At 72.3% G+C, this 18,829-nt stretch carries 18 protein-coding genes; 7 read left to right on the top strand and 11 right to left on the bottom strand.

Going from position 1 to position 18,829, the window contains the following annotated elements:
* Positions 1 to 10 precede the first annotated feature (10 nt).
* On the top strand, positions 11 to 751 hold the full coding sequence (locus tag CIB93_RS02195; protein ID WP_096623464.1) for a TetR/AcrR family transcriptional regulator: 741 nt from the start codon (positions 11 to 13) through the stop codon (positions 749 to 751).
* 41 nt (positions 752 to 792) lie between these two features.
* Here the strand turns inward: CIB93_RS02195 and CIB93_RS02190 are convergent, their stop codons facing one another.
* From CIB93_RS02190 to CIB93_RS38580, 3 genes are all read right to left on the bottom strand, one after another.
* Positions 793 to 2,346 carry an ABC transporter substrate-binding protein gene (locus CIB93_RS02190; protein WP_096623462.1) on the bottom strand — a complete coding sequence of 518 codons (1,554 nt, stop codon included), beginning with the start codon at positions 2,344 to 2,346 and terminating at the stop codon, positions 793 to 795.
* A gap of 290 nt (positions 2,347 to 2,636) precedes the next feature.
* Complete coding sequence (locus tag CIB93_RS02185) at positions 2,637 to 4,022, bottom strand: metallophosphoesterase (RefSeq protein ID WP_096623460.1); 1,386 nt, start codon at positions 4,020 to 4,022, stop codon at positions 2,637 to 2,639.
* Between the two features lie 19 nt (positions 4,023 to 4,041).
* Complete coding sequence (locus tag CIB93_RS38580) at positions 4,042 to 4,305, bottom strand: SCO4848 family membrane protein (RefSeq protein ID WP_096623458.1); 264 nt, start codon at positions 4,303 to 4,305, stop codon at positions 4,042 to 4,044.
* A gap of 133 nt (positions 4,306 to 4,438) precedes the next feature.
* Here CIB93_RS38580 and CIB93_RS02175 point away from each other — a divergent pair, with 133 nt between their 5' ends.
* Positions 4,439 to 5,689 carry a D-alanyl-D-alanine carboxypeptidase family protein gene (locus tag CIB93_RS02175; protein ID WP_096623456.1) on the top strand — a complete coding sequence of 417 codons (1,251 nt, stop codon included), beginning with the start codon at positions 4,439 to 4,441 and terminating at the stop codon, positions 5,687 to 5,689.
* A 48-nt stretch (positions 5,690 to 5,737) separates the two neighbouring features.
* On the opposite strand, the gene CIB93_RS02170 is transcribed toward CIB93_RS02175, so the two are convergent.
* Positions 5,738 to 6,670, bottom strand: a complete 933-nt coding sequence (locus tag CIB93_RS02170) for a YihY/virulence factor BrkB family protein (protein WP_096623454.1) — start codon at positions 6,668 to 6,670, stop codon at positions 5,738 to 5,740.
* 191 nt (positions 6,671 to 6,861) lie between these two features.
* Between CIB93_RS02170 and CIB93_RS02165 the strand changes: the two genes are divergently transcribed.
* Both CIB93_RS02165 and CIB93_RS02160 read left to right on the top strand, forming a co-directional pair.
* Positions 6,862 to 8,229, top strand: coding sequence for an FAD-binding oxidoreductase (locus CIB93_RS02165; protein WP_096623452.1), 1,368 nt, complete (start codon positions 6,862 to 6,864; stop codon positions 8,227 to 8,229).
* Between the two features lie 110 nt (positions 8,230 to 8,339).
* Positions 8,340 to 9,095, top strand: coding sequence for a decaprenylphospho-beta-D-erythro-pentofuranosid-2-ulose 2-reductase (locus tag CIB93_RS02160; protein WP_096623450.1), 756 nt, complete (start codon positions 8,340 to 8,342; stop codon positions 9,093 to 9,095).
* A 24-nt stretch (positions 9,096 to 9,119) separates the two neighbouring features.
* Here the strand turns inward: CIB93_RS02160 and CIB93_RS02155 are convergent, their stop codons facing one another.
* On the bottom strand, positions 9,120 to 9,719 hold the full coding sequence (locus CIB93_RS02155) for a 2'-5' RNA ligase family protein (RefSeq protein ID WP_096623448.1): 600 nt from the start codon (positions 9,717 to 9,719) through the stop codon (positions 9,120 to 9,122).
* 124 nt (positions 9,720 to 9,843) lie between these two features.
* Positions 9,844 to 10,836 (bottom strand): tryptophan--tRNA ligase, encoded by a 993-nt coding sequence (gene trpS, locus CIB93_RS02150; RefSeq protein ID WP_096623694.1) that lies wholly within the window; start codon positions 10,834 to 10,836, stop codon positions 9,844 to 9,846.
* Positions 10,837 to 11,148: 312 nt separating this feature from the next.
* Between trpS and rocD the strand changes: the two genes are divergently transcribed.
* A complete protein-coding gene (gene rocD / locus CIB93_RS02145; RefSeq protein WP_096623446.1) occupies positions 11,149 to 12,354 on the top strand; it encodes an ornithine--oxo-acid transaminase in 1,206 nt (401 codons plus the stop codon).
* A 34-nt stretch (positions 12,355 to 12,388) separates the two neighbouring features.
* On the opposite strand, the gene CIB93_RS02140 is transcribed toward rocD, so the two are convergent.
* The 3 genes from CIB93_RS02140 to CIB93_RS02130 form a co-directional block, all read right to left on the bottom strand.
* Positions 12,389 to 13,576 carry a glutathionylspermidine synthase family protein gene (locus CIB93_RS02140; RefSeq protein WP_096623444.1) on the bottom strand — a complete coding sequence of 396 codons (1,188 nt, stop codon included), beginning with the start codon at positions 13,574 to 13,576 and terminating at the stop codon, positions 12,389 to 12,391.
* Positions 13,577 to 13,581: 5 nt separating this feature from the next.
* A complete protein-coding gene (locus CIB93_RS02135) occupies positions 13,582 to 13,896 on the bottom strand; it encodes a hypothetical protein (RefSeq protein ID WP_096623442.1) in 315 nt (104 codons plus the stop codon).
* Between the two features lie 179 nt (positions 13,897 to 14,075).
* Positions 14,076 to 15,476, bottom strand: a complete 1,401-nt coding sequence (locus CIB93_RS02130) for a PLP-dependent aminotransferase family protein (RefSeq protein ID WP_096623440.1) — start codon at positions 15,474 to 15,476, stop codon at positions 14,076 to 14,078.
* Positions 15,477 to 15,523: 47 nt separating this feature from the next.
* On the opposite strand from CIB93_RS02130, the gene CIB93_RS02125 reads away from it, so the two are divergent.
* The gene (locus CIB93_RS02125; protein ID WP_096623438.1) at positions 15,524 to 16,051 is read left to right on the top strand and encodes a carboxymuconolactone decarboxylase family protein; all 528 of its coding nucleotides are present in this window, start codon (positions 15,524 to 15,526) and stop codon (positions 16,049 to 16,051) included.
* A gap of 45 nt (positions 16,052 to 16,096) precedes the next feature.
* Positions 16,097 to 16,828, top strand: a complete 732-nt coding sequence (locus CIB93_RS02120) for an isocitrate lyase/phosphoenolpyruvate mutase family protein (RefSeq protein WP_096623436.1) — start codon at positions 16,097 to 16,099, stop codon at positions 16,826 to 16,828.
* Between the two features lie 66 nt (positions 16,829 to 16,894).
* Here the strand turns inward: CIB93_RS02120 and CIB93_RS02115 are convergent, their stop codons facing one another.
* On the bottom strand, positions 16,895 to 17,884 hold the full coding sequence (locus CIB93_RS02115) for a malate dehydrogenase (protein WP_096623434.1): 990 nt from the start codon (positions 17,882 to 17,884) through the stop codon (positions 16,895 to 16,897).
* A 200-nt stretch (positions 17,885 to 18,084) separates the two neighbouring features.
* On the bottom strand, positions 18,085 to 18,829 hold a 745-nt coding region (locus CIB93_RS02110), incomplete at its 5' end, for a DUF2690 domain-containing protein (protein WP_143659972.1).

Below are 18,829 nucleotides of genomic sequence, written 5' to 3'. Positions count from 1 at the left end.
CCTGGTGCCCGTGGTGAAGGAAGAGAAGAACGTGCAGGAGAACAGGCCGGCCAAGGCCGCGAAGAGCGAGCAGACCCGCACGCTGATCCTTGAGACGGCGCTCCGGCTCTTCGCCGAGCGCGGCTACGACCGGACCACCATGCGGGCCATCGCCCAGGAGGCGGGCGTCTCGGTCGGGAACGCGTATTACTACTTCTCCTCCAAGGAGCACCTGGTCCAGGGCTTCTACGACCGGATCGCCGCCGAACACGCCGCGGCGATCGGGCCCGTGCTGGAGGGCGACAAGGATCTGACCGTACGCATCCGGGGGGTGCTGCTCGGCTGGCTGGACGTGGCGGAGCCGTACCACCGGTTCGCCGCCCAGTTCTTCAAGAACGCGGCCGACCCGGACAGCCCGCTCTCCCCGTTCTCCGAGGACTCGGCGGCCGCCCGCGACGCGGCGATCTCCATCCACGAGCGCTGCATCGCCGGGGCGGACGTCAAGAGCGACCCGGAACTCGCCCCGCTGCTGCCGCAGTTGATGTGGCTGATGCAGATGGGGCTGGTGCTGTTCTGGGTGTACGACCGCTCGGAGGGCACCGAGCGCAGCCGCCGGCTCGTCGAGCGCACCGCGCCGATCGCCGCACGGGCGATCGCACTCTCCCGGTTCCGGGTGCTGCGCCCGCTCGTGCGGCAGGTCCACGGGCTGCTGGTGGAGTTCCTGCCGGATGCGGCGACGGCCGGGGCGAAGCCCCGGCCGTCGGAGGACTGACCCGATCGGACGGATCAGGCCAGATCCCAGATCAGGTCGGATCAGATCCGGCCCAGCTCCCACAGCCGCCAGACGCCGGTGCCGTCGGAGAGGTACTGCGAGCCCGCGACGTCGGACTTCGCGACGACGTAGTCCTTCTTCTGCCACAGCGGCAGCAGCGGGACCTCCTCGCCGACCAGGGACTGCATGTCCTTGAAGTCGTTCGCGGTCCGGCTGCGGTCGCTGAACTGCTGCGTGGCGGCGATCAGTTTGTCCATGCGCTTGCTGGAGTAGCCGCTGTGCAGGACGTTGCCGGTGCCGACGAGCGGCTGGCTGAAGGTGTCGGGGTCCGGGAAGTCGGGGAGCCAGCCGACGGTGTACATGTCGTACTCACCGGCCGCGTACCCCTTCTGGTACTTCGTCCACTCGACGGCCTTGACCGAGACCTTGAACAGCCCGTCCTTCTCCAGCTGCCGCCGCAGTTCGGCGGTCTCCTTCGTGTACGCGTCGTCCGCCCGGTAGGCGAAGTTGATCGACACCGGCGTCTCGACACCGGCCTGCTGGAGCAGCTCCTTCGCACGCTGGGGGTCGGACGACGGGTAGGCGTCGAAGAAGGGGGTGCTGTGCCCGATGAAGCCCTGCGGGATCAGCGAGTACAGCGGCTCGACGGTGCTCTGGTAGACCTCCCGGACCAGCGGCCCGCGGTCGATGATCGCGGCGACGGCCTGGCGGACCCGCTTGTCCGAGAACGGCGAGTCGTCGCGGACGTTGAAGATGATGTTGCGGATCTCGGCGCTGTCCGCCTCGGTCACCCGCAGGTCCGGGTCGTTGGGGTTCAGCGCGGAGAGGCGGGCCGGCGGAAGCTGGCGGTGGGTGACGTCGATCTCGCCGCTGTTCCACGCGGACAGGAGCTCTTCGGAGCTCTTGTAGTAGCGGATGGTGACGGCCTCGCCGGTCTTCTTGAGCGCGCCCTTGTACTTCAGGTTGGGCACCAGCTCGGCGCGCGAGCCCGACTCGTACGACTTCAGGGCGTACGGGCCCGAGCCGTCGACCTCGTTGCCCGTACGGAGCTTGTCCTCGGGGTACTTCGTCGAATCGACGATCGCCCCGGCGCCGGTCGCGAGCTTCTGCGGGAAGGTCGCGTCCCTCCCGGACAGGTTGAAGGTGATCGTGCGCCCCTCGGCGACCACGGTGTCGAGGGTCGGGAACAGCCCTGCCGGGCCGACGTCGGAGTTGATCCGCAGCAGCCGCTCGAAGGAGAACGTGACGTCCTCGGCGGTGACCTTCCTGCCGTTGGAGAACGTCAGGTCGTCGCGGAGCTTGCACTGGTACGTCTGAAGCTTCTGCCCGATGAAGCCGCAGCTCTCGGCGGCGTCCGGCTCCGGCGTGACCGCCCCGGCCTTGAAGGTCATCAGCGACTGGTAGAGGTTGCTGTAGATCGCCCAGGAACCCGCGTCGTAGGCGCCGGCCGGGTCAAGTGATGTCACCTCGTCCGATGTACCGATCGTCACCGCGTCGGACTTCGCCCCCCCGGAGGGGAGGAGTTGCCAGGCGCCGACGCCTGCGATGACCAAAACCGCGAAAATCGCGAGAATCCGTACCCGGACCGACCGCATTGCCGTGCTCTCCCTTACCAGCCCCACCTCGGCAGTTGCGCCAAGACACGCACACCGCCGCACACTCGCGCTTACCCAATCACACGATTTTCACATCTGGAAGAGTAAATAGGGCTCTCACAGCCTTTTGTTGGACACCTGCGACGCACCCTGTCCGAAAAGGCCGTTTCCCGCCTCCCACCTGCGGTTCTTCGTCGCTGACGGTGACGCTGCGGTGCGGATTTCATGACGTCGGACATCCGGACGTCGAACGGGAGATCGCACCCGCAACGTGTCTGAGCGCGTCCGGTCTACGCCTGGCGGGAAGCGAGCTCCACGACGGTGATGTCGGCCGGGGCGCCGACCCGGACCGGCGGCCCCCAGGCGCCCGCGCCGCGCGAGACGAAGAGCTGGGTGTCCCCGTAGCGTTCGAGCCCGGCGACGGTGGGGTTGGCCAGCTCGGCGAGGTAGTTGCCGGGCCAGAGCTGGCCGCCGTGGGTATGGCCGGAGAGCTGGAGGTCGACGCCGTGCTCGACGGCGTCGTGGATGACGACCGGCTGGTGGGCGAGGAGGACGGCGGCCCGGGCGCGGTCCCGGTCGCCCAGCGCACGGACGAAGTCGGGGCCCTGGCCCTCGGTCTCGCCCGCCACGTCGTTGACCCCGGCGAGATCGAAGCCGTCGATCTCGACGCGGGCGTTCTCCAGCGGGATCAGCCCCAGTTCGCGGACGTGGTCGACCCACTGCTCGGCGCCGGAGAAGTACTCGTGGTTGCCGGTGACGAAGTAGCTTCCGTGCCGGGCCCGCAGGGCGGACAGCGGTTCGGCGGCGGAGCCCAGGTCCGCCACGGACCCGTCGACGAGGTCCCCGACGACGGCGACCAGATCGGGCGAGGTCGCGTTGATCGTGTCGACGATGCGACGGGTGTGGGCGCGGCCGAGGATCGGGCCGATGTGGATGTCGCTGACCACGGCGATGCGGAAGCCGTGGGCGGCGCGGGGCAGTCTGGCCAGCGGCACGGAGATCCGCTTGACGCTCGGCCCGCGCAGCACGTTGTGGGTCCCGTACCCGACGGTGGCGAGCCCGGCGGCGGCCGCCGCGCCGCCGACGACCCGGGAGACGAAGAGACGGCGGGACGGGCCGGGGGCCGCCGGGCGCTCCGGTTCCGATTCCGGTACCCGTTCCGGTTTGGCTTCCGGTTCCGGTGCGGTCTCCGGGGTCGTACGTACGGAGGCTTCCGATGAGGTGGGGGCGCCGACGGAGGCGACCGGAACGAGCTCTTCCGTACGGGGGCGGGTCTCACCCGGGACCTCGGCAGTGGTCCCGGAAGGTCTTCCGATTTCGGGCGCCGGACGCTCGGTGACCGGCTGCGCCGCCGCCTTGTCGCGCCGCGCGAGGACTCTCAGGAGCACCGGACGCACGAGCTCGCCCACGAACAGCGCCAGCGTCAGGTACAGCAGGCAGGCCAGCCACAGGAAGCCCGGCCAGGCCAGCACCTGCTGGAGCCAGAAGGGCGCGCCGATCCGGCCGGAGGTCATGGCTCCGACACTCAGCAGCGGCAGCACGAACGCGGCGGCCGTGCCAGCCTTGCGCATCGTGCTGCCGGGGGCGGTCGTGTCGCCGACGAAGCGGCGCCACACATAGCGGTGCACGGCGGCGAGCAGCGCCAGCACCACGAGCGCCACGAGCGCGAACACCACTGCTGCCATCCGTGCCTACCTACGCCTTCTCGTCCTCGTCAGTGCGCTCGTCGCGCAATGCCCGGACACCACGCAACCCGATCGCGCCGACCGCCGTCCCCAGAAGAAAGGACGTGATGGCGAGCAGCAGGTGCACCCAGAAGTACCCGGTCGGTTCGCCCGCGTCGTCGAAGGCGAGCCCGCTGCCGTCCTGCCACAGGTTCTTGACGAAAGTGATCCAGATGAACCAGCTCCACACCCCGAACACGAGCAGGAACCAGGAGGCGGGGCGGCTGAGCTTCATGGGTCCAGTATCGCCGCTGCCCTCCGGCACCCTCGCCCGGGGTGGTGTCCGGACACGGCCGTCCCGGCGGTCCCTGCGGCGGGTCAGCCGCTCCGGGTCCGCATCCACATCTTCGCCCTGTACGTTTCCGACCGTGCCTGCTCTGAAAAAGATCGCCCTGACGGTCACCTCCGCCGTTCTGCTGTCCGGTTTGGTCCTCAGTCCCGCCTCGGCGGCCGACAAGGACAAGAGTGACGACAAGCAGCCCAAGCCGCCGGGCACGATGTCGAGCCTCGGCGGCGAGCGGCTCGGCAAGCCCGGTACCCAGGTCGCCCTGGGCCCGGGTGCGCCGGTGCTGCCCAAGGGGCTGACCGGCCGGTCGTGGATCGTGGCGGACGCGGAGAAGGGGGACGTGCTGGCGGCGCACAACGCCCACTGGCGGCTGCCGCCCGCCTCCACGATGAAGATGCTGTTCGCCGACACGCTCCTTCCGGCGCTCCAGCCCACCACCCTGACCCACAAGGTGACGGACAGTGACCTGGCGGCGGTGGGTGAGGGCAGCAGCCTCGTCGGGATCAAGGAGGACCACACCTATACGGTCCACGACCTGTGGCTGGGTGTCTTCCTGCGCTCGGGCAACGACGCTGTGCACGTGCTGGCGCAGATGTACGGCGGCATGCCCCAGACGGTGTCCGCCATGCAGAAGCACGCCGAGGAGCTCCAGGCGCTGGACACCAAGGTGGTCTCACCGGACGGGTACGACGCGCCCGGCCAGGTCTCCAGCGCCTACGACCTGACCCTGATCGCGCGCAGCGGGATGCAGAAGAAGGACTTCCGCGAGTACGCGGCGACGGCGTCGGCCGACTTCCCCGGCGAGAAGAAGAAGGGGAAGAAGCGCGAGACCTTCGAGATCCAGAACACCAACCGGCTGATCACCGGGGGCATCGGCGTGGACCCGTACAAGGGCATCGCGGGCGTCAAGAACGGCTACACCACCCACGCGGGCAACACCTTCACCGGCATCGCCGAGCGCAATGGCAGGGTGCTCCTGGTGACGGTCATGAACCCGTCGCAGGAGGAGAGCCACGCCGTCTACAAGGAGGCCGCGAAGCTGCTCGACTGGGGCTTCGCCGCGAGCGGCAAGGTGACCCCGGTCGGCGAGCTCGTGCCCCCGAAGTCCATCGACACCGGGAGCGGGACCACGACCGGCGGCAAGGGCGCGCAGCCCGCCGCCGGGGCGGACCAGGGCTCCGGGGGCCAGGCGGAGGCCGCGCACGCGTCGGCGGCCGGCGGCTCCAGCGGCGTCGGGATCGCCCTGGCGGTCGTCGGCGGAGTGCTGGTGGTCCTGGCGGGCGGGGTGTTCCTGGTCAACCGGCGCTGGCCGCTGCGGCTGCCCCGCCGCTGACGCCCGGGCCGGGCCGCCCCGTGTGGGACGGCCCGGCCGGGCTGTCGCTCAGGCCGCTCGGGTCGAGCCTCCGGGCTCCGGCTCCTCGCGACGGCCATCGTCCTCTCTCTCGCCCTCCCCCTCGCTCCCGCCCTTGCTGCCGGTCGCCGTCCAGGCGGCGCAGAAAAGCAGCAGCTTGGCGGTGAAGTTGATCCACAGGAGCAGCGCGATCGGGACGCCGAACGCGCCGTACATGCTCTTGCCCGCGACGCCCTTCATATAGCTGCCGAGCAACAGCTTGAGCAGTTCGAAGCCGGCCGCGCCGAGCAGCGCCGCGACCACCAGCCGCCGCCGGGGCGGCTGGACCCCGGGCAGCAGCGTCAGCAGGTAGAGCATCAGCAGGAAGTCGGCGACGACCGCGACCGCCAGGGCCGCCACCCGGAGCAGCACGCCGCCCGCCCCTCCCCCGGAGATGCCGAGCTGGTCGGCGGTCCAGCCGACGGCCGTCGAGCCGACCGTGGAGACCGCCAGGGTGGCGAGCGCCGCGCCGCCGAGGCCGACCAGCAGCACCGTGTCCTTCAGCTTGGCGACGACCGGGTTGGCCTCCTGGACGTCGTCCAGCTCCCAGACCGCGCGCAGGCACTCCCGCATCGAGCCGACCCAGCCGACACCGGTGAACAGCAGCAGCGCACCGGCCACCAGACCGACCGTGCCCGCGTTGGCGACCAGACCGTCGATGCCCAGCTGGTCGGAGATGCCGGGCACCTGCTCGGCGAGCTTGTCCTTGATGGTGGCGAGCTGCTTGTCGCTCAGCAGCGCGGCGGCGATCGCCGCGCCGACCGCGATCAGCGGGAAGAGGGCCAGAAAGCTGATGAAGGTGATCGCCGCCGCCAGCCTGGCCCAGTGGACCCGGTCCAGCGTCTCGTAGGAACGCCACGCGTGCGTCTCCATCAGCCGGGTGACCAGGGGCCCGATGACCGGGAGTTTCTTGAGCCAGTCCATGACCTACCGCGTACCCTCCTGGGCCCGGAACACCAGCGGCCCGCCCTGGACTCTTCCCGACGGGTGGGGGAGTTCCCCGGCACGCGGGGGTGACACTCCCTCCATCACCCGTTCCGGTGAGCATCACCCGTTCCGGTGAGCGAATTCACCAATGCCTCGAATGGGGTTTACCGGACGATACGGTCACCCCCATGTCCGTCGACACGGTGTCCTTGACCGGCTGGGGCCGCACCGCCCCGACGACCGCCGTGCGGTTCCGCCCGCGTACGTACGAGGAGGCGGCGACCGTCGTCCGCGGCCGGGGCCCCCGGGGCGCCATCGCGCGCGGGCTCGGCCGGGCGCCCGGCGACGCGGCGCAGAACGCGGGCGGTTCGGTGCTCGACATGACGGGCCTGGCCCGGATCGGCGCGGTCGACCCGGTCGCCGGGACCGTGCGCTGCGAGGCGGGGGTGCGCCTGGACCGGCTGCTGCGGGTGCTGCTGCCGCTCGGCTGGTTCCCGCCGGTGCTGCCGGAGACCGGCAGGGTCACGGTGGGCGGGGCGTTCGGCTCCGACGTGCACGGCCGCAACCACCGGGAGGCCGGTTCCTTCGCCCGGCACGTCAGTGCCCTGGAGCTGCTCACCGCCGACGGCGAGGTGCGTACGGTGCTGCCGGGCACCGCCTTCTTCGACGCGACCGCCGGGGGCCTCGGGCTGACCGGGGTGATCCTCTCGGCCACGCTCCGCCTCCGGCGTGTCGCCTCTTCGCTGATGTCCGTCTCCACCGAGCGCGCCGACGACCTGGATGACCTGCTGGCCCGCTTCACGGCGGGCGGCGACCGGCTGCCGTACGCCTCCGCCTGGGTCGATCTGCTGGCCCGGGGCCGGGCGACGGGGCGCGGAATCATCACCCGAGGGGAGCACGCACCCCCGCTTGTGCGCCCGGCGCACGACCGGCGCATTCTGCGTGCCCCGCGCACGGGCACGGCGGGGGGCCGAGGGCTCCCGGCCGCCGGTCTGCTGTCGCTGCCCGACGGACCGCTCGGCCGCGCCTCCGCCGCCCTCTACAACGAGGTCCGCTACCGAAGTGCGCCCCGCGCGCGGACCGGGGAGCCGCGGCCGGTCCCGGCCTTCTTCCACGCCCTGGACGCACTCCCGGGCGTCAACCGGCTGCACGCCCGGGGCGGCCTGGTGCGCTACCGGTTCGTGGTCGGGTATGGGCAGGAGGAGACCCTGCACCGGGTGGTGCGCCGGATCGCGGCGCACCGGGCCCCCGCGCTGCGGGCGGTGCTCCAGCGGTTCGGGGCGGCGGACCCGGGTCTGTTGTCGTTCCCCGCGCCCGGCTGGACGCTCGCCCTCGATCTGCCCGCCGCCCTGCCCTCGCTCGCCCGCCTCCTGGACGGGCTCGACGAGGAGGTGGCGGCCGCCGGGGGCCGGGTCTGCCTGGCGGCCGATTCCCGGATGCGGCCGGAGACCGCGGCCGCGATGTACCCGCGGCTGGCGGAGTTCCGGGAGCTGCGGGAGGCGCTGGACCCGACGGGGGCGTTCCGCTCCGACCTGTCGCGCCGACTCGGGCTGTGACCCGACCGCTCGACGTCCGCCCCTGGTCCTCCGCGCCCAGCCCGCTCTCGGGACGACCACCCCTCGCTCTCCGCACCCCGCCCCCCGCCCCTCTTGAACAGGAGTGTTCCGTGAAGGATGCCTTCGGTGCCCCGCAGTCCCTGCTCGTCCTCGGCGGCACCTCCGAGATCGCCCTGGCCACCGCGCGCCGCCTGATCGCCCTGCGGACCCGGCGGGTGTGGCTGGCCGGGCGCCCCTCCCCCGCACTGGACGCGGCCGCCGCCGAACTGCGCGGACGCGGGGCGGACGTCCGTACCGTCGGCTTCGACGCACTGGACCCCGCCTCGCACGAGGTGGTCCTCGGCAAGGTGTTCGCGGAGGGGGACATCGACGTGGTGCTGATGGCTTTCGGGGTCCTCGGCGACCAGGCGCGCGACGAGGAGCGGCCGATGGCGGCGGTCCGGGTCGCCCAGACCAACTACACGGGAGCGGTCTCCGCCGGACTGGTGTGCGCCGGCGCACTCCAGGCGCAGGGCCACGGTTCGCTGGTGGTGCTGTCGTCGGTGGCCGGAGAGCGTGCCCGGCGCGCGGACTTCATCTACGGGTCGAGCAAGGCGGGCCTGGACGCGTTCGCGCAGGGGCTGGGCGACGCGCTCCAGGGCACCGGGGTGCAGGTGATGGTGGTACGCCCCGGCTTCGTCCGGACGCGGGCCACGGCGGGGCGGCCCGAGCAGCCGCTCGCCACCGGCCCGGAGGAGGTGGCGCGGGCGATCGTCACGGGGCTGCGGAGGCGTTCGGAGACGGTCTGGGTGCCCGGGTCGCTCCGGGTGGTGATGACAGCGCTGCGGCACGTCCCGCGGCCGCTGTTCCGGCGGCTGCCGGTCTGACCCGGGGCCGTACGGCTGAGTCGGTCAGGGGCGCAGGGACGCGGCGGACGGCGTGTCGACCACATAGCCGCCCTGGGCGGGGACGGCGGGCGTGCCGCCCCCGGCGCCGAACGGGAAGTCCCTGATCTTGCGCCACACGGCGTCCGGGCCCTGCTCGTACAGCGCGAAGGAGTCGCAGGTCCAGGCCGCCTCGTAGGCGGCGAGCTCCTCGTAGGCCCGGTCCATCGCCTCCTCGGCGATGCCGTGGGCGACGGTGACATGCGGGTGGTACGGGAACTGGAGCTCGCGCACCAGTGGCCCGGAGGCGTCCCGGACCCGCTTCTGGAGCCAGGAGCAGGCCGAGGCGCCCTCGACGACCTGGACGAAGACGACCGGCGAGAGCGGGCGGAAGGTGCCGGTGCCGGAGAGCCGCATCGGGAACGGGCGGCCGGCCGTGGCGATCCGGTCGAGGTGGGCCTCGATCGCCGGGAGGTCGGCGGCCTGTGCCTCGGTCGGCGGGAGCAGGGTGACGTGGGTGGGAATGCCGAAGGCGGCAGGGTCCCCGAAGCTCGCGCGGCGCTCCTGGAGCAGGCTGCCGTAGGGCTCCGGGACCGCGATCGAAACGCCGAGCGTTACGGTCCCCACGTCGTTCTCCTCCACCGTCGATGGTCGATTCTCGGTCATGCCGCGCGGGCCGGGTGTCCGCCCCGCGCGTCCTGTCGCCGCAAGTGTGACCCCTGCGGCCATGATCTCGCCAGGGCCCTTGGGCTCAGTGCTTCGCGGGCAGGAAGCCCATCCGGTCGTACGTCTGCGCCAGGGTCTCGGCGGCGACGGCCCTGGCCTTCTCCGCTCCCTTGGCCAGGATGGAGTCCAGCGTCTCCGGGTCGTCCAGATATTCCTGGGTGCGGGCCCGGAAGGGGGTGACGAATTCCACCATGGCCTCGGCCAGGTCGGTCTTCAGCGCACCGTAGCCCTTGCCCTCGTACGCCCGTTCCAGGTCCTCGACGGGGCTGCCGGAGAGGGTGGAGAGGATCGTGAGGAGGTTGCTGACACCCGGTTTCTTCTCGGCGTCGAAGCGGATCACCGTGTCGGTGTCGGTGACGGCGCTCTTGACCTTCTTCGCCGTGGCCTTCGGGTCGTCGAGGAGGTTGATGAGGCCCTTCGGCGTGGAGGCCGACTTGCTCATCTTGACCGCCGGGTCCTGGAGGTCGAAGATCTTCGCCGTCTCCTTGAGGATGTACGGCGCCGGGATGGTGAACGTCTGCCCGAACCGGCCGTTGAACCGCTCCGCGAGGTCGCGGGTCAGCTCGATGTGCTGGCGCTGGTCCTCGCCCACCGGGACCTGGTTCGCCTGGTAGAGCAGGATGTCCGCGACCTGGAGCACCGGGTAGGTGAACAGGCCGACGGTCGCGCGGTCGGCGCCCTGCTTGGCGGACTTGTCCTTGAACTGCGTCATCCGGGAGGCCTCGCCGAAGCCGGTGAGGCAGTTCATCACCCAGCCGAGCTGGGCGTGCTCGGGTACGTGGCTCTGCACGAAGAGCGTGCAGCGCTCCGGGTCCAGTCCTGCGGCGAGCAGCTGCGCCACGGCGAGGCGGGTGTTGGCCCGCAGCTCGGCGGGGTCCTGCGGCACCGTGATCGCGTGCAGGTCCACGACCATGTAGAACGCGTCGTGGGACTCCTGCAACGCCACCCACTGGCGCACCGCGCCCAGGTAGTTGCCGAGGTGGAACGAGCCTGCGGTGGGCTGGATCCCGGAGAGCACGCGCGGACGGGCGGCCGCACCGGTGCGGCCCGTCTGCGGCTGGTCGGCGGGGAGCGAGGGGCGATCAGAAGCCATGGCCCCATTGTCTCAGGTGCCCGGGCCATCTCGGGCAGCCGGTGCGGGGCATACCGGGCGCGTCCCCGCACGATCCCGGGGCACAGGAGCGCACAGCTGAGACGAACGGCACATTCCGGCCGCCGGGCGCGCGACGGCGGGCACGCCGGGCGGCGAAGGTTTCCCGGCGCGGGATCCTACCGACGATACAAAGTGGGCACCACCCTGCGCCCACGCCGCACGACGAACGGAGATCCCGTGTCGACCACGGAAACCGCCATCGCCTCCGCCGAGGCGCACAGCGCGCACAACTACCACCCGTTGCCGGTCGTCGTCGCCTCGGCGGACGGTGCGTGGATGACCGATGTCGAGGGCCGCCGGTATCTGGACCTGCTGGCCGGGTATTCGGCGCTCAATTTCGGCCATGGCAACCGCCGGCTCATCGACGCGGCCAAAGCCCAGCTGGACCGGGTGACGCTGACCTCCCGGGCGTTCCACCACGACCGGTTCGCCGAGTTCTGCACGCGGCTGGCCGAGCTGTGCGGGATGGAGATGGTGCTGCCGATGAACACCGGGGCGGAGGCCGTGGAGACGGCGGTCAAGACCGCCCGCAAGTGGGGCTACCGGGTCAAGGGCGTGCCGGACGGGATGGCGAAGGTCATCGTGGCCTCGGACAACTTCCACGGCCGCACGACGACGATCGTCAGCTTCTCCACGGACCCGGCGGCGCGGGCCGACTTCGGCCCGTACACACCGGGGTTCGAGATCGTGCCGTACGGGGATCTCACCGCGATGCGGGAGGCGATGACGGAGAACACCGTGGCGGTGCTGATCGAGCCGATCCAGGGCGAGGCGGGGGTGCTGGTGCCGCCGGCCGGCTATCTGCCCGGGGTGCGGGAGCTGACCCGCGAGCGGAACGTGCTGTTCGTCGCGGACGAGATCCAGTCGGGCCTGGGCCGGACCGGGAAGACGTTCGCGCTGGAGCACGAGGGCGTGGTGCCGGACATGTACGTGCTGGGAAAGGCGCTGGGAGGCGGAGTGGTGCCGGTCTCCGCGGTCGTCTCCTCGGCGGATGTGCTCGGGGTCTTCAGGCCCGGCGAGCACGGCTCCACGTTCGGCGGGAACCCGCTGGCGTGCGCGGTGGCGCTGGAGGTGATCGCGATGCTGCGGACCGGTGAGTACCAGCAGCGGGCCGCCGAGCTGGGCGACCACCTCCACCGCGAGCTGGGGCTGCTCGTCGGCGGCGGCGCGGTGGAGGCGGTGCGCGGCCGGGGCCTGTGGGCGGGCGTCGACATCGCGCCCGCGCTGGGCACCGGCCGGGAGATCTCGGAGAGGCTGATGGAGCAGGGGGTGCTGGTGAAGGACACCCACGGCTCCACGGTCCGGATCGCCCCGCCGCTGGTGATCAGCAAGGAGGATCTGGACTGGGGCCTGGACAAGCTGCGTGCGGTGCTGAGCGCCTGAGCCGGTCCCTCATGAGTCGCGGAGCCTCAGGACCTCAGAGGATGACGTGGGGCAGGAAGCGGGCGTACTCGTCCGTGACCGGCCCCGACGACTCCCGGATGCCGAGCCCCGCCGCCTCGTCCTCGACGATCCACGCGCCGAGCACCACCCGATTGCCGTCGATGTCGGGCAGCGGGGCCAGCTCCTGGTAGCAGCACGGCTCGTCGCGCGGGACGGGCGGCGAGCCGGGGCCGTGCAGGTCGACGCCTGCGCCCTCCCGGCCGAGCAGCGGCTTGGAGACGTATCCGGCCCCGCCGGGCCCGGCCAGCTCGCGGGGTCCGTCGAGATAGGCGGGCAGCAGGTTGGGATGGCCGGGGTAGAGCTCCCACAGGATCGCCAGCAGCGCCTTGTTGGAGAGCAGCATCTTCCAGGCGGGCTCGATCCAGCAGGTGGTACCGCTGCCGCCGCCGTTGTCGAGGGTGTCCAGCACCTGCGGCCCGAAGCGGTCCGTGGCCAGCCACTCCCACGGGTAGAGCTTGAAGCAGCTGCGGATGAAGCGCAGCCGGTCGTCGACGAACCGGCCCGACAGCCGGTCCCAGCCGATCTCCTCGACGGACAGCGCCTCGGTGTCGATCCCGGCCTGCTGGGCGGTCTCGCGCAGATACGCGACCGTCATCAGGTCCTCGCCCGCCTCGTCGCCGTCCGAGTGCGCGAAGTGCAGCGGACCCGGCGGCAGCAGGGGCGCCTGCCGCTTCCAGGCGTCGACCAGCCGCTCGTGCAGGGAGTTCCACTGGTCGGCACCGGGGAAGCGGTCCTCCATCCAGAACCACTGCGCGCTCGCCGCCTCCACCAGCGAGGTCGGGGTGTCGGCGTTGTACTCCAGCATCTTCGCCGGGCCGCTCCCGTCGTAGCGCAGGTCGAACCGCCCGTAGACCGAGGGCAGTTCGGCGCGGCGGCGCCAGGACTCGGCGACCAGGGGGGCGAGGCGCGGGTCGGTGATGCCGAGGTCGGCGAAGCGGTCCCGCTCCACGATGTGCGCGGCGGCGGCCAGGCACATCGCGTGCAGTTCCTCGACGGTCTCCTCCAGGGCCTCGACCTCGGGCAGCGAGAAGACGTAGTAGGCGCTCTCGTCCCAGTAGGGGCGCAGCGAGTCGTCCGGGTAGCGGGTCAGCGGATAGACGACGCCCTGGGACTCGACGGTCTCCTGCCAGCCGGGGCGCGGCTGCGTGGTGCGGCGTTCCATGGCGGTCAGCCCCCGCCGGACCGGGCGCAGCCGAAGCCGCCGCGGTCGACCGCGGACTTGTCGAAACTGCCGCCCTGTACTTTGCCGTCCGAGCTGTCGCCGCCGTAGTAGTACGAGCCGCGGCCGGTGCCGCCACCGGAGCCGCCGCTGCCTCCCGAACCGCCGCCGCTGCCACGGCACTCGTAGCTGGGCAGGGTTTCACGGGTCATCCGGTCGGCGCACCGCCGGTCCGGCTCCGATCCGCAGGACGAGATCGTCAGGGCGAGCAGCCCCATTCCGCCGAGCACGACCGTGCTCGACCTCAACCTCCGCTTGGACATGTTCTGTTCTCCCCCGTGGTACGTGATCGAATCCGGCCCTTCCTCTTCCCTCTGCTTCTCTCTGCTTCCTTCTGGGCGCCGGATCTCTTGTCAGACTAGTTCGACAGGTGGCCGGTTCGAAACAGGGAGGTGCCGTGCCTGTCGTCGTGCACCCGCCAGGGGTGACGGGACGACAGCCCTCAGGGCAGCACCCGGCACAGCGCGTCCAGTGTGCCCGCCCAGGCGCTCTCCGACGGAGAGCCGTAGCCGATCACCAGGGCGTCGCGGGTGGCCGGGGCGTCCGGGTGGCGGTAGCGCGCGAGGCCCTCCAGCGCCAGGCCCTGGAAGGCTGCCGCCTGGATCACCGAACGCTCGGCGCCCGCCGGGAGTTCGAGGACCGCGTGCAGTCCGGCCGCGATCCCGCTGACCTCGATGCCCGGCGCGCGCTCCGCGAGCGCCGCGACGAGCTGGTCGCGACGGCGGCGGTAGCGCAGCCGCATGGAACGCACATGCCGGTCGTACGCCCCCGAGGCGATGAACTCCGCGAGCGTCAGCTGGTCGGGCGAGCCGGACATCCACTCGGACACACCCTTCGCCGCCACCACCTCCCCCACCAGGCTCCGGGGCAGCACCATCCAGCCCAGGCGCAGCCCCGGGGCCAGCGACTTGCTGGCGGTGCCGAGATGGACGACCCGCTCCGAATCGAGGCCCTGGAGGGCGCCCACCGGCTGCCGGTCGTACCTGAACTCCCCGTCGTAGTCGTCCTCCAGGATCAGCCCGCCGGTGGCCCGGGCCCAGTCGACGGCTGCGGCCCGCCGGTCCGGATGCAGGGGTACGCCGGTGGGGAACTGGTGCGCCGGGGTCAGGAGCACCGCCCCCGTGGCCCGCATCGCGGCCAGCTCCTCGGTCCGGGAGCCGCGTTCGTCCAGCGGCAGGCACGGGGTGCGCAGCCCGGCATCGGTGAGCAGGTTCGTATGGAAGCCGAGGCCGTAGGACTCGACGGCGACCTCCCGGACCCGGCGCTGCCGCAGCACCCGGCCCAGGAGCGCCAGCCCGTGCACGAAACCGGAACAGATCACGATGCGCTCCGGGTCGGCGTGCACCCCGCGCGCCCGCGCCAGGTACTCCGCCAGGGCCGTGCGCAGTTCGACTCGCCCGCGTGGATCGCCGTAGCCGAAGGCCTCGTCGGGCGCGGCGGTGAGCGCCTTGCGGGCGGCCCGGAGCCAGGCGGTGCGCGGGAAGGCGGACACGTCGGGAAAGCCGGGCTTCAGGGTGTACGCGGGCCCGGACCGCACCGGCCGGGCGGGGGCCGCCGGGGGCCGCGTCCGGCGCGGCGCGGACCGCTGGGCGACCCGGGTGCCGGAGCCCTGGCGGGCGGTGAGCCAGCCCTCGGCGACCAGTTCGCCGTAGGCGTCGGCGACCGTGTTACGGGCGATGCCCAGGTCGGCGGCGAGCGCCCGGGAGGACGGCAGCCGGGTTCCGGGGGCCAGCCGCCCGCTGCGCACCGCTTCCCGCAGCGCCTCCATCAGCCCGCTGCGCAAACCCGTGCCGACCGGCTCCAGATGCAGGTCTGCACCGAAACTGGCCCAGGAATCGGTCATGGAAATGGACCATACCGCCGAGCCATCGGGCCCGTAGCGTCGTCCCCATGACCACCACACCGCACGCACACCACCCCGCCCCCGCCGCCCCCGCCGACCGGGCGGCCGAGCACCCGGCGCGCCTCTCCGTCTCCGAGCTGCTCCCCGATGTCTACAAGGCGATGGTCCGGCTCGACATCGCGGCCCGGAAGGGGCTGGACCCCGTCCTGGTCGAGCTGGTGAAGATCCGGGCCTCGCAGCTCAACCGGTGCGCGTTCTGCCTGGACATGCACACGAAGGACGCGCTCGCCGCGGGCGAGTCGGTCGAGCGGATCGTCCAGCTCAGCGCCTGGGAGGAGTCGCGGCACTTCTACACCGGGAAGGAGCTGGCGGCGCTCGCCCTGACCGAGGCGGTCACCGTCCTCACCGACGGCTTCGTCCCGGACGAGGTGTACGCGGAGGCCGCCGAGCACTTCGAGGAGACGGAACTGGCCCAGCTGGTCGCGGCCATCACGGTGATCAACGCCTGGAACCGCTTCGGCGTCACCGGACGGCTCGCACCGGGCCACTACACGCCGGGCGACTTCAAGCACTGACGGCCCCGCACCCATAGCCAGGCCCACAGCCAGGAGGAGAACCCCATGGCCGACCCGGCCGCCGTGTTCCGCGCGCTGCACCACGGCCGCGCCCCCGACGATCCGCTGGTCCTGCCGGGACCGTGGGACGCGGCGAGCGCGCGGGCCCTGGAGGAGGCCGGGTTCCCGGCGCTGGCGATCCCGAGCGCGGGCGTCGCCGCCTCGCTGGGCCACGAGGACGGGCGGACCCCGGTGGACGAGATGTTCGCCGCCGTGACCCGGATCGTCCGCGCGGTCTCCGTCCCCGTCTCGGCGGACGTCGAGGCCGGTTACGGGCTGGAGCCGGAGGAGCTGGTGGACCGGCTGCTGGCGGCGGGGGCCGTCGGCTGCAACCTGGAGGACTCCGTCGACGGCGTCCTGCTGGACCCGGACCGCCAGGCCGACCGGCTGGCCCGCTTCCGCGCGGCGGCGGGCGACCGGCTCTTCCTGAACGCCCGCGTGGACGTCCACCTCCACGCGGCGCCTTCCGGTACGGACCGGGCGTCGGCCGCGACCGGCCGGGCGCTGCGGTACGCGGCGGCGGGCGCCGACTGCGTCTACCCGATCGCCGCCCCGCCCGATGACCTGCCCCGGCTGGCCGCCGCCGTCCCCGTACCGCTGAACGCCATCGGCACGCCGGACTCGCCAACCGCTGTGCGCCGGCTGGGCGAACTCGGCGCGTCCCGGGTCACGTTCGGCCCCGCCCTCCAGCGGCTCGCGGCGGCAGCGGTACGCGAGGCGGCACAGCGACTGCGGTGAGGACGCCGACGGCCCCCGGCAGCGGGTGCGCTGCCGGGGGCCGTCGGCGTGGTGCGGGCAGGGACCTCAGATCAGGCCGAGCTCGCGGACCGCGTCGCGCTCCTCGGTGAGCTCCTTGACCGACGCGTCGATGCGCGCACGGGAGAACTCGTTGATGTCCAGGCCCTGGACGATCTCGTACTTCCCGTCCTTCGTGGTGACCGGGAAGGAGGAGATGATGCCCTCGGGGACGCCGTAGGAACCGTCCGACGGGATGCCCATCGAGGTCCAGTCGCCCTCGGCGGTGCCGTTGACCCAGGTGTGCACGTGGTCGATGGCGGCGTTGGCGGCGGAGGCGGCGGAGGACGCGCCACGGGCCTCGATGATCGCGGCGCCGCGCTTGGCGACGGTCGGGATGAAGGTGTCGGCCAGCCACGCCTCGTCGTTGACGACCTCGGCGGCGTTCTTGCCCGCGATCTCCGCGTGGAAGATGTCCGGGTACTGGGTGGCCGAGTGGTTGCCCCAGATCGTCAGCTTCTTGATGTCGGAGACGGCGGCACCGGTCCTGGCGGCCAGCTGCGAGATCGCGCGGTTGTGGTCCAGACGGGTCATCGCGGTGAAGCGCTCCGCCGGTACGTCCGGGGCGGCGGCCTGCGCGATGAGCGCGTTGGTGTTGGCCGGGTTGCCGACGACGAGGACCTTGATGTCGTCCGCGGCGTTGTCGTTGATGGCCTTGCCCTGCGGCTTGAAGATGCCGCCGTTGGCGGCGAGCAGGTCACCGCGCTCCATGCCCTTGGTGCGCGGGCGGGCGCCGACGAGCAGGGCGACGTTCGCACCGGCGAAGCCGACGTTCGGGTCGTCGGTGATCTCGATGCCGCGCAGCAGCGGGAAGGCGCAGTCGTCGAGCTCCATCGCGGTGCCCTCGGCGGCCTTGAGGCCCTGCGGGATCTCCAGGAGGCGCAGGTTGACCGGCACGTCCGGGCCGAGCAGGTGGCCGGAGGCGATGCGGAAGAGCAGCGCGTAGCCGATCTGGCCGGCTGCGCCGGTCACGGTGACATTCACGGGAGTGCGGGTCATGGCGGTCTCCGTTAGACAGCTGGCGGTGGGGGTCCCGGCCCCTGGTGCCGGACCCTGGTGCTGGACGTCTCCGCGCGCCGACCAATCTTGACGTGAAGAGATATCCAGCGGTCAGGCTATCGGACCCGGGCAGGGGGGACCGCCCGGCCCCCTGTTGCACCGCACACAACCGGTCACCTGCCGTGCCCCCGGCCCCGGCGTCACTCGTCCGGGTCGGTGCAGCCCTTCGTGCCGGAGGTGAGCGTCGCGCAGGCGTTCGCGTCGCTCGCCTTCTTCACCGCGACCATCGGGGTGTACGCCTTGGTGTCCCCCATGACCTCGCCGTCCTGCGCGCCCTTGCCCGCGGTGATCCGTACGGTGTCGCCGATCGCCGCCTCGGAGAGCCGGGCCCAGGCGGCGGAGCAGACCTCGCTGTAGCGGACCTCGACCTTGCTGCCGCCGACCACGGCGCTCGACACCGTACGGGCGAAATCGCCGCCGCAGCCCATCTCCTCCGGGTCCTGCCCGGCGCAGTCGGTGCCGCTGCACTCGACGCCTACGGGCAGTTCGGGCGCGGCCGTGGTGGGGGCGGCCGACGGGGGCGGGGTGGCCTTGGCCGGGTCGTCGCCGCCCGGCGCGAGCAGCACCGCGCCGACCGCGACGATCAGGGCGCCGACGGCCCCGACGGCGAGCATGGCCCCCTTGCGGCGGCCGCCGGGCGCCTTCCCTCCGGCGCGCGTTCCGGCGCCATCTCCGGCGTACCGCTCCGGTCGCTGCCCGCCCTGGTGCTGTTGGTGGACGTGCGGTGCGGCGCCGCGCTGGGCGGGCACGGAGGGCGGGCGCGTGCTGTCGCGGCCGGTCCCGTAGGCGTCGCGGCCGTGGGGATCGCCGCTGTGGGCTTCGCTGCCGTAGGCGTCGCGCGGCGGGGCGTCCGCGCCCGCCGCGGCCGGGACCCGGGCACCGCCG

This window comes from Streptomyces sp. WZ.A104 (assembly GCF_002382885.1).
In the GTDB taxonomy this organism is placed as follows: domain Bacteria; phylum Actinomycetota; class Actinomycetes; order Streptomycetales; family Streptomycetaceae; genus Streptomyces.
This window is presented reverse-complemented; position numbering and strand designations above follow the sequence as displayed.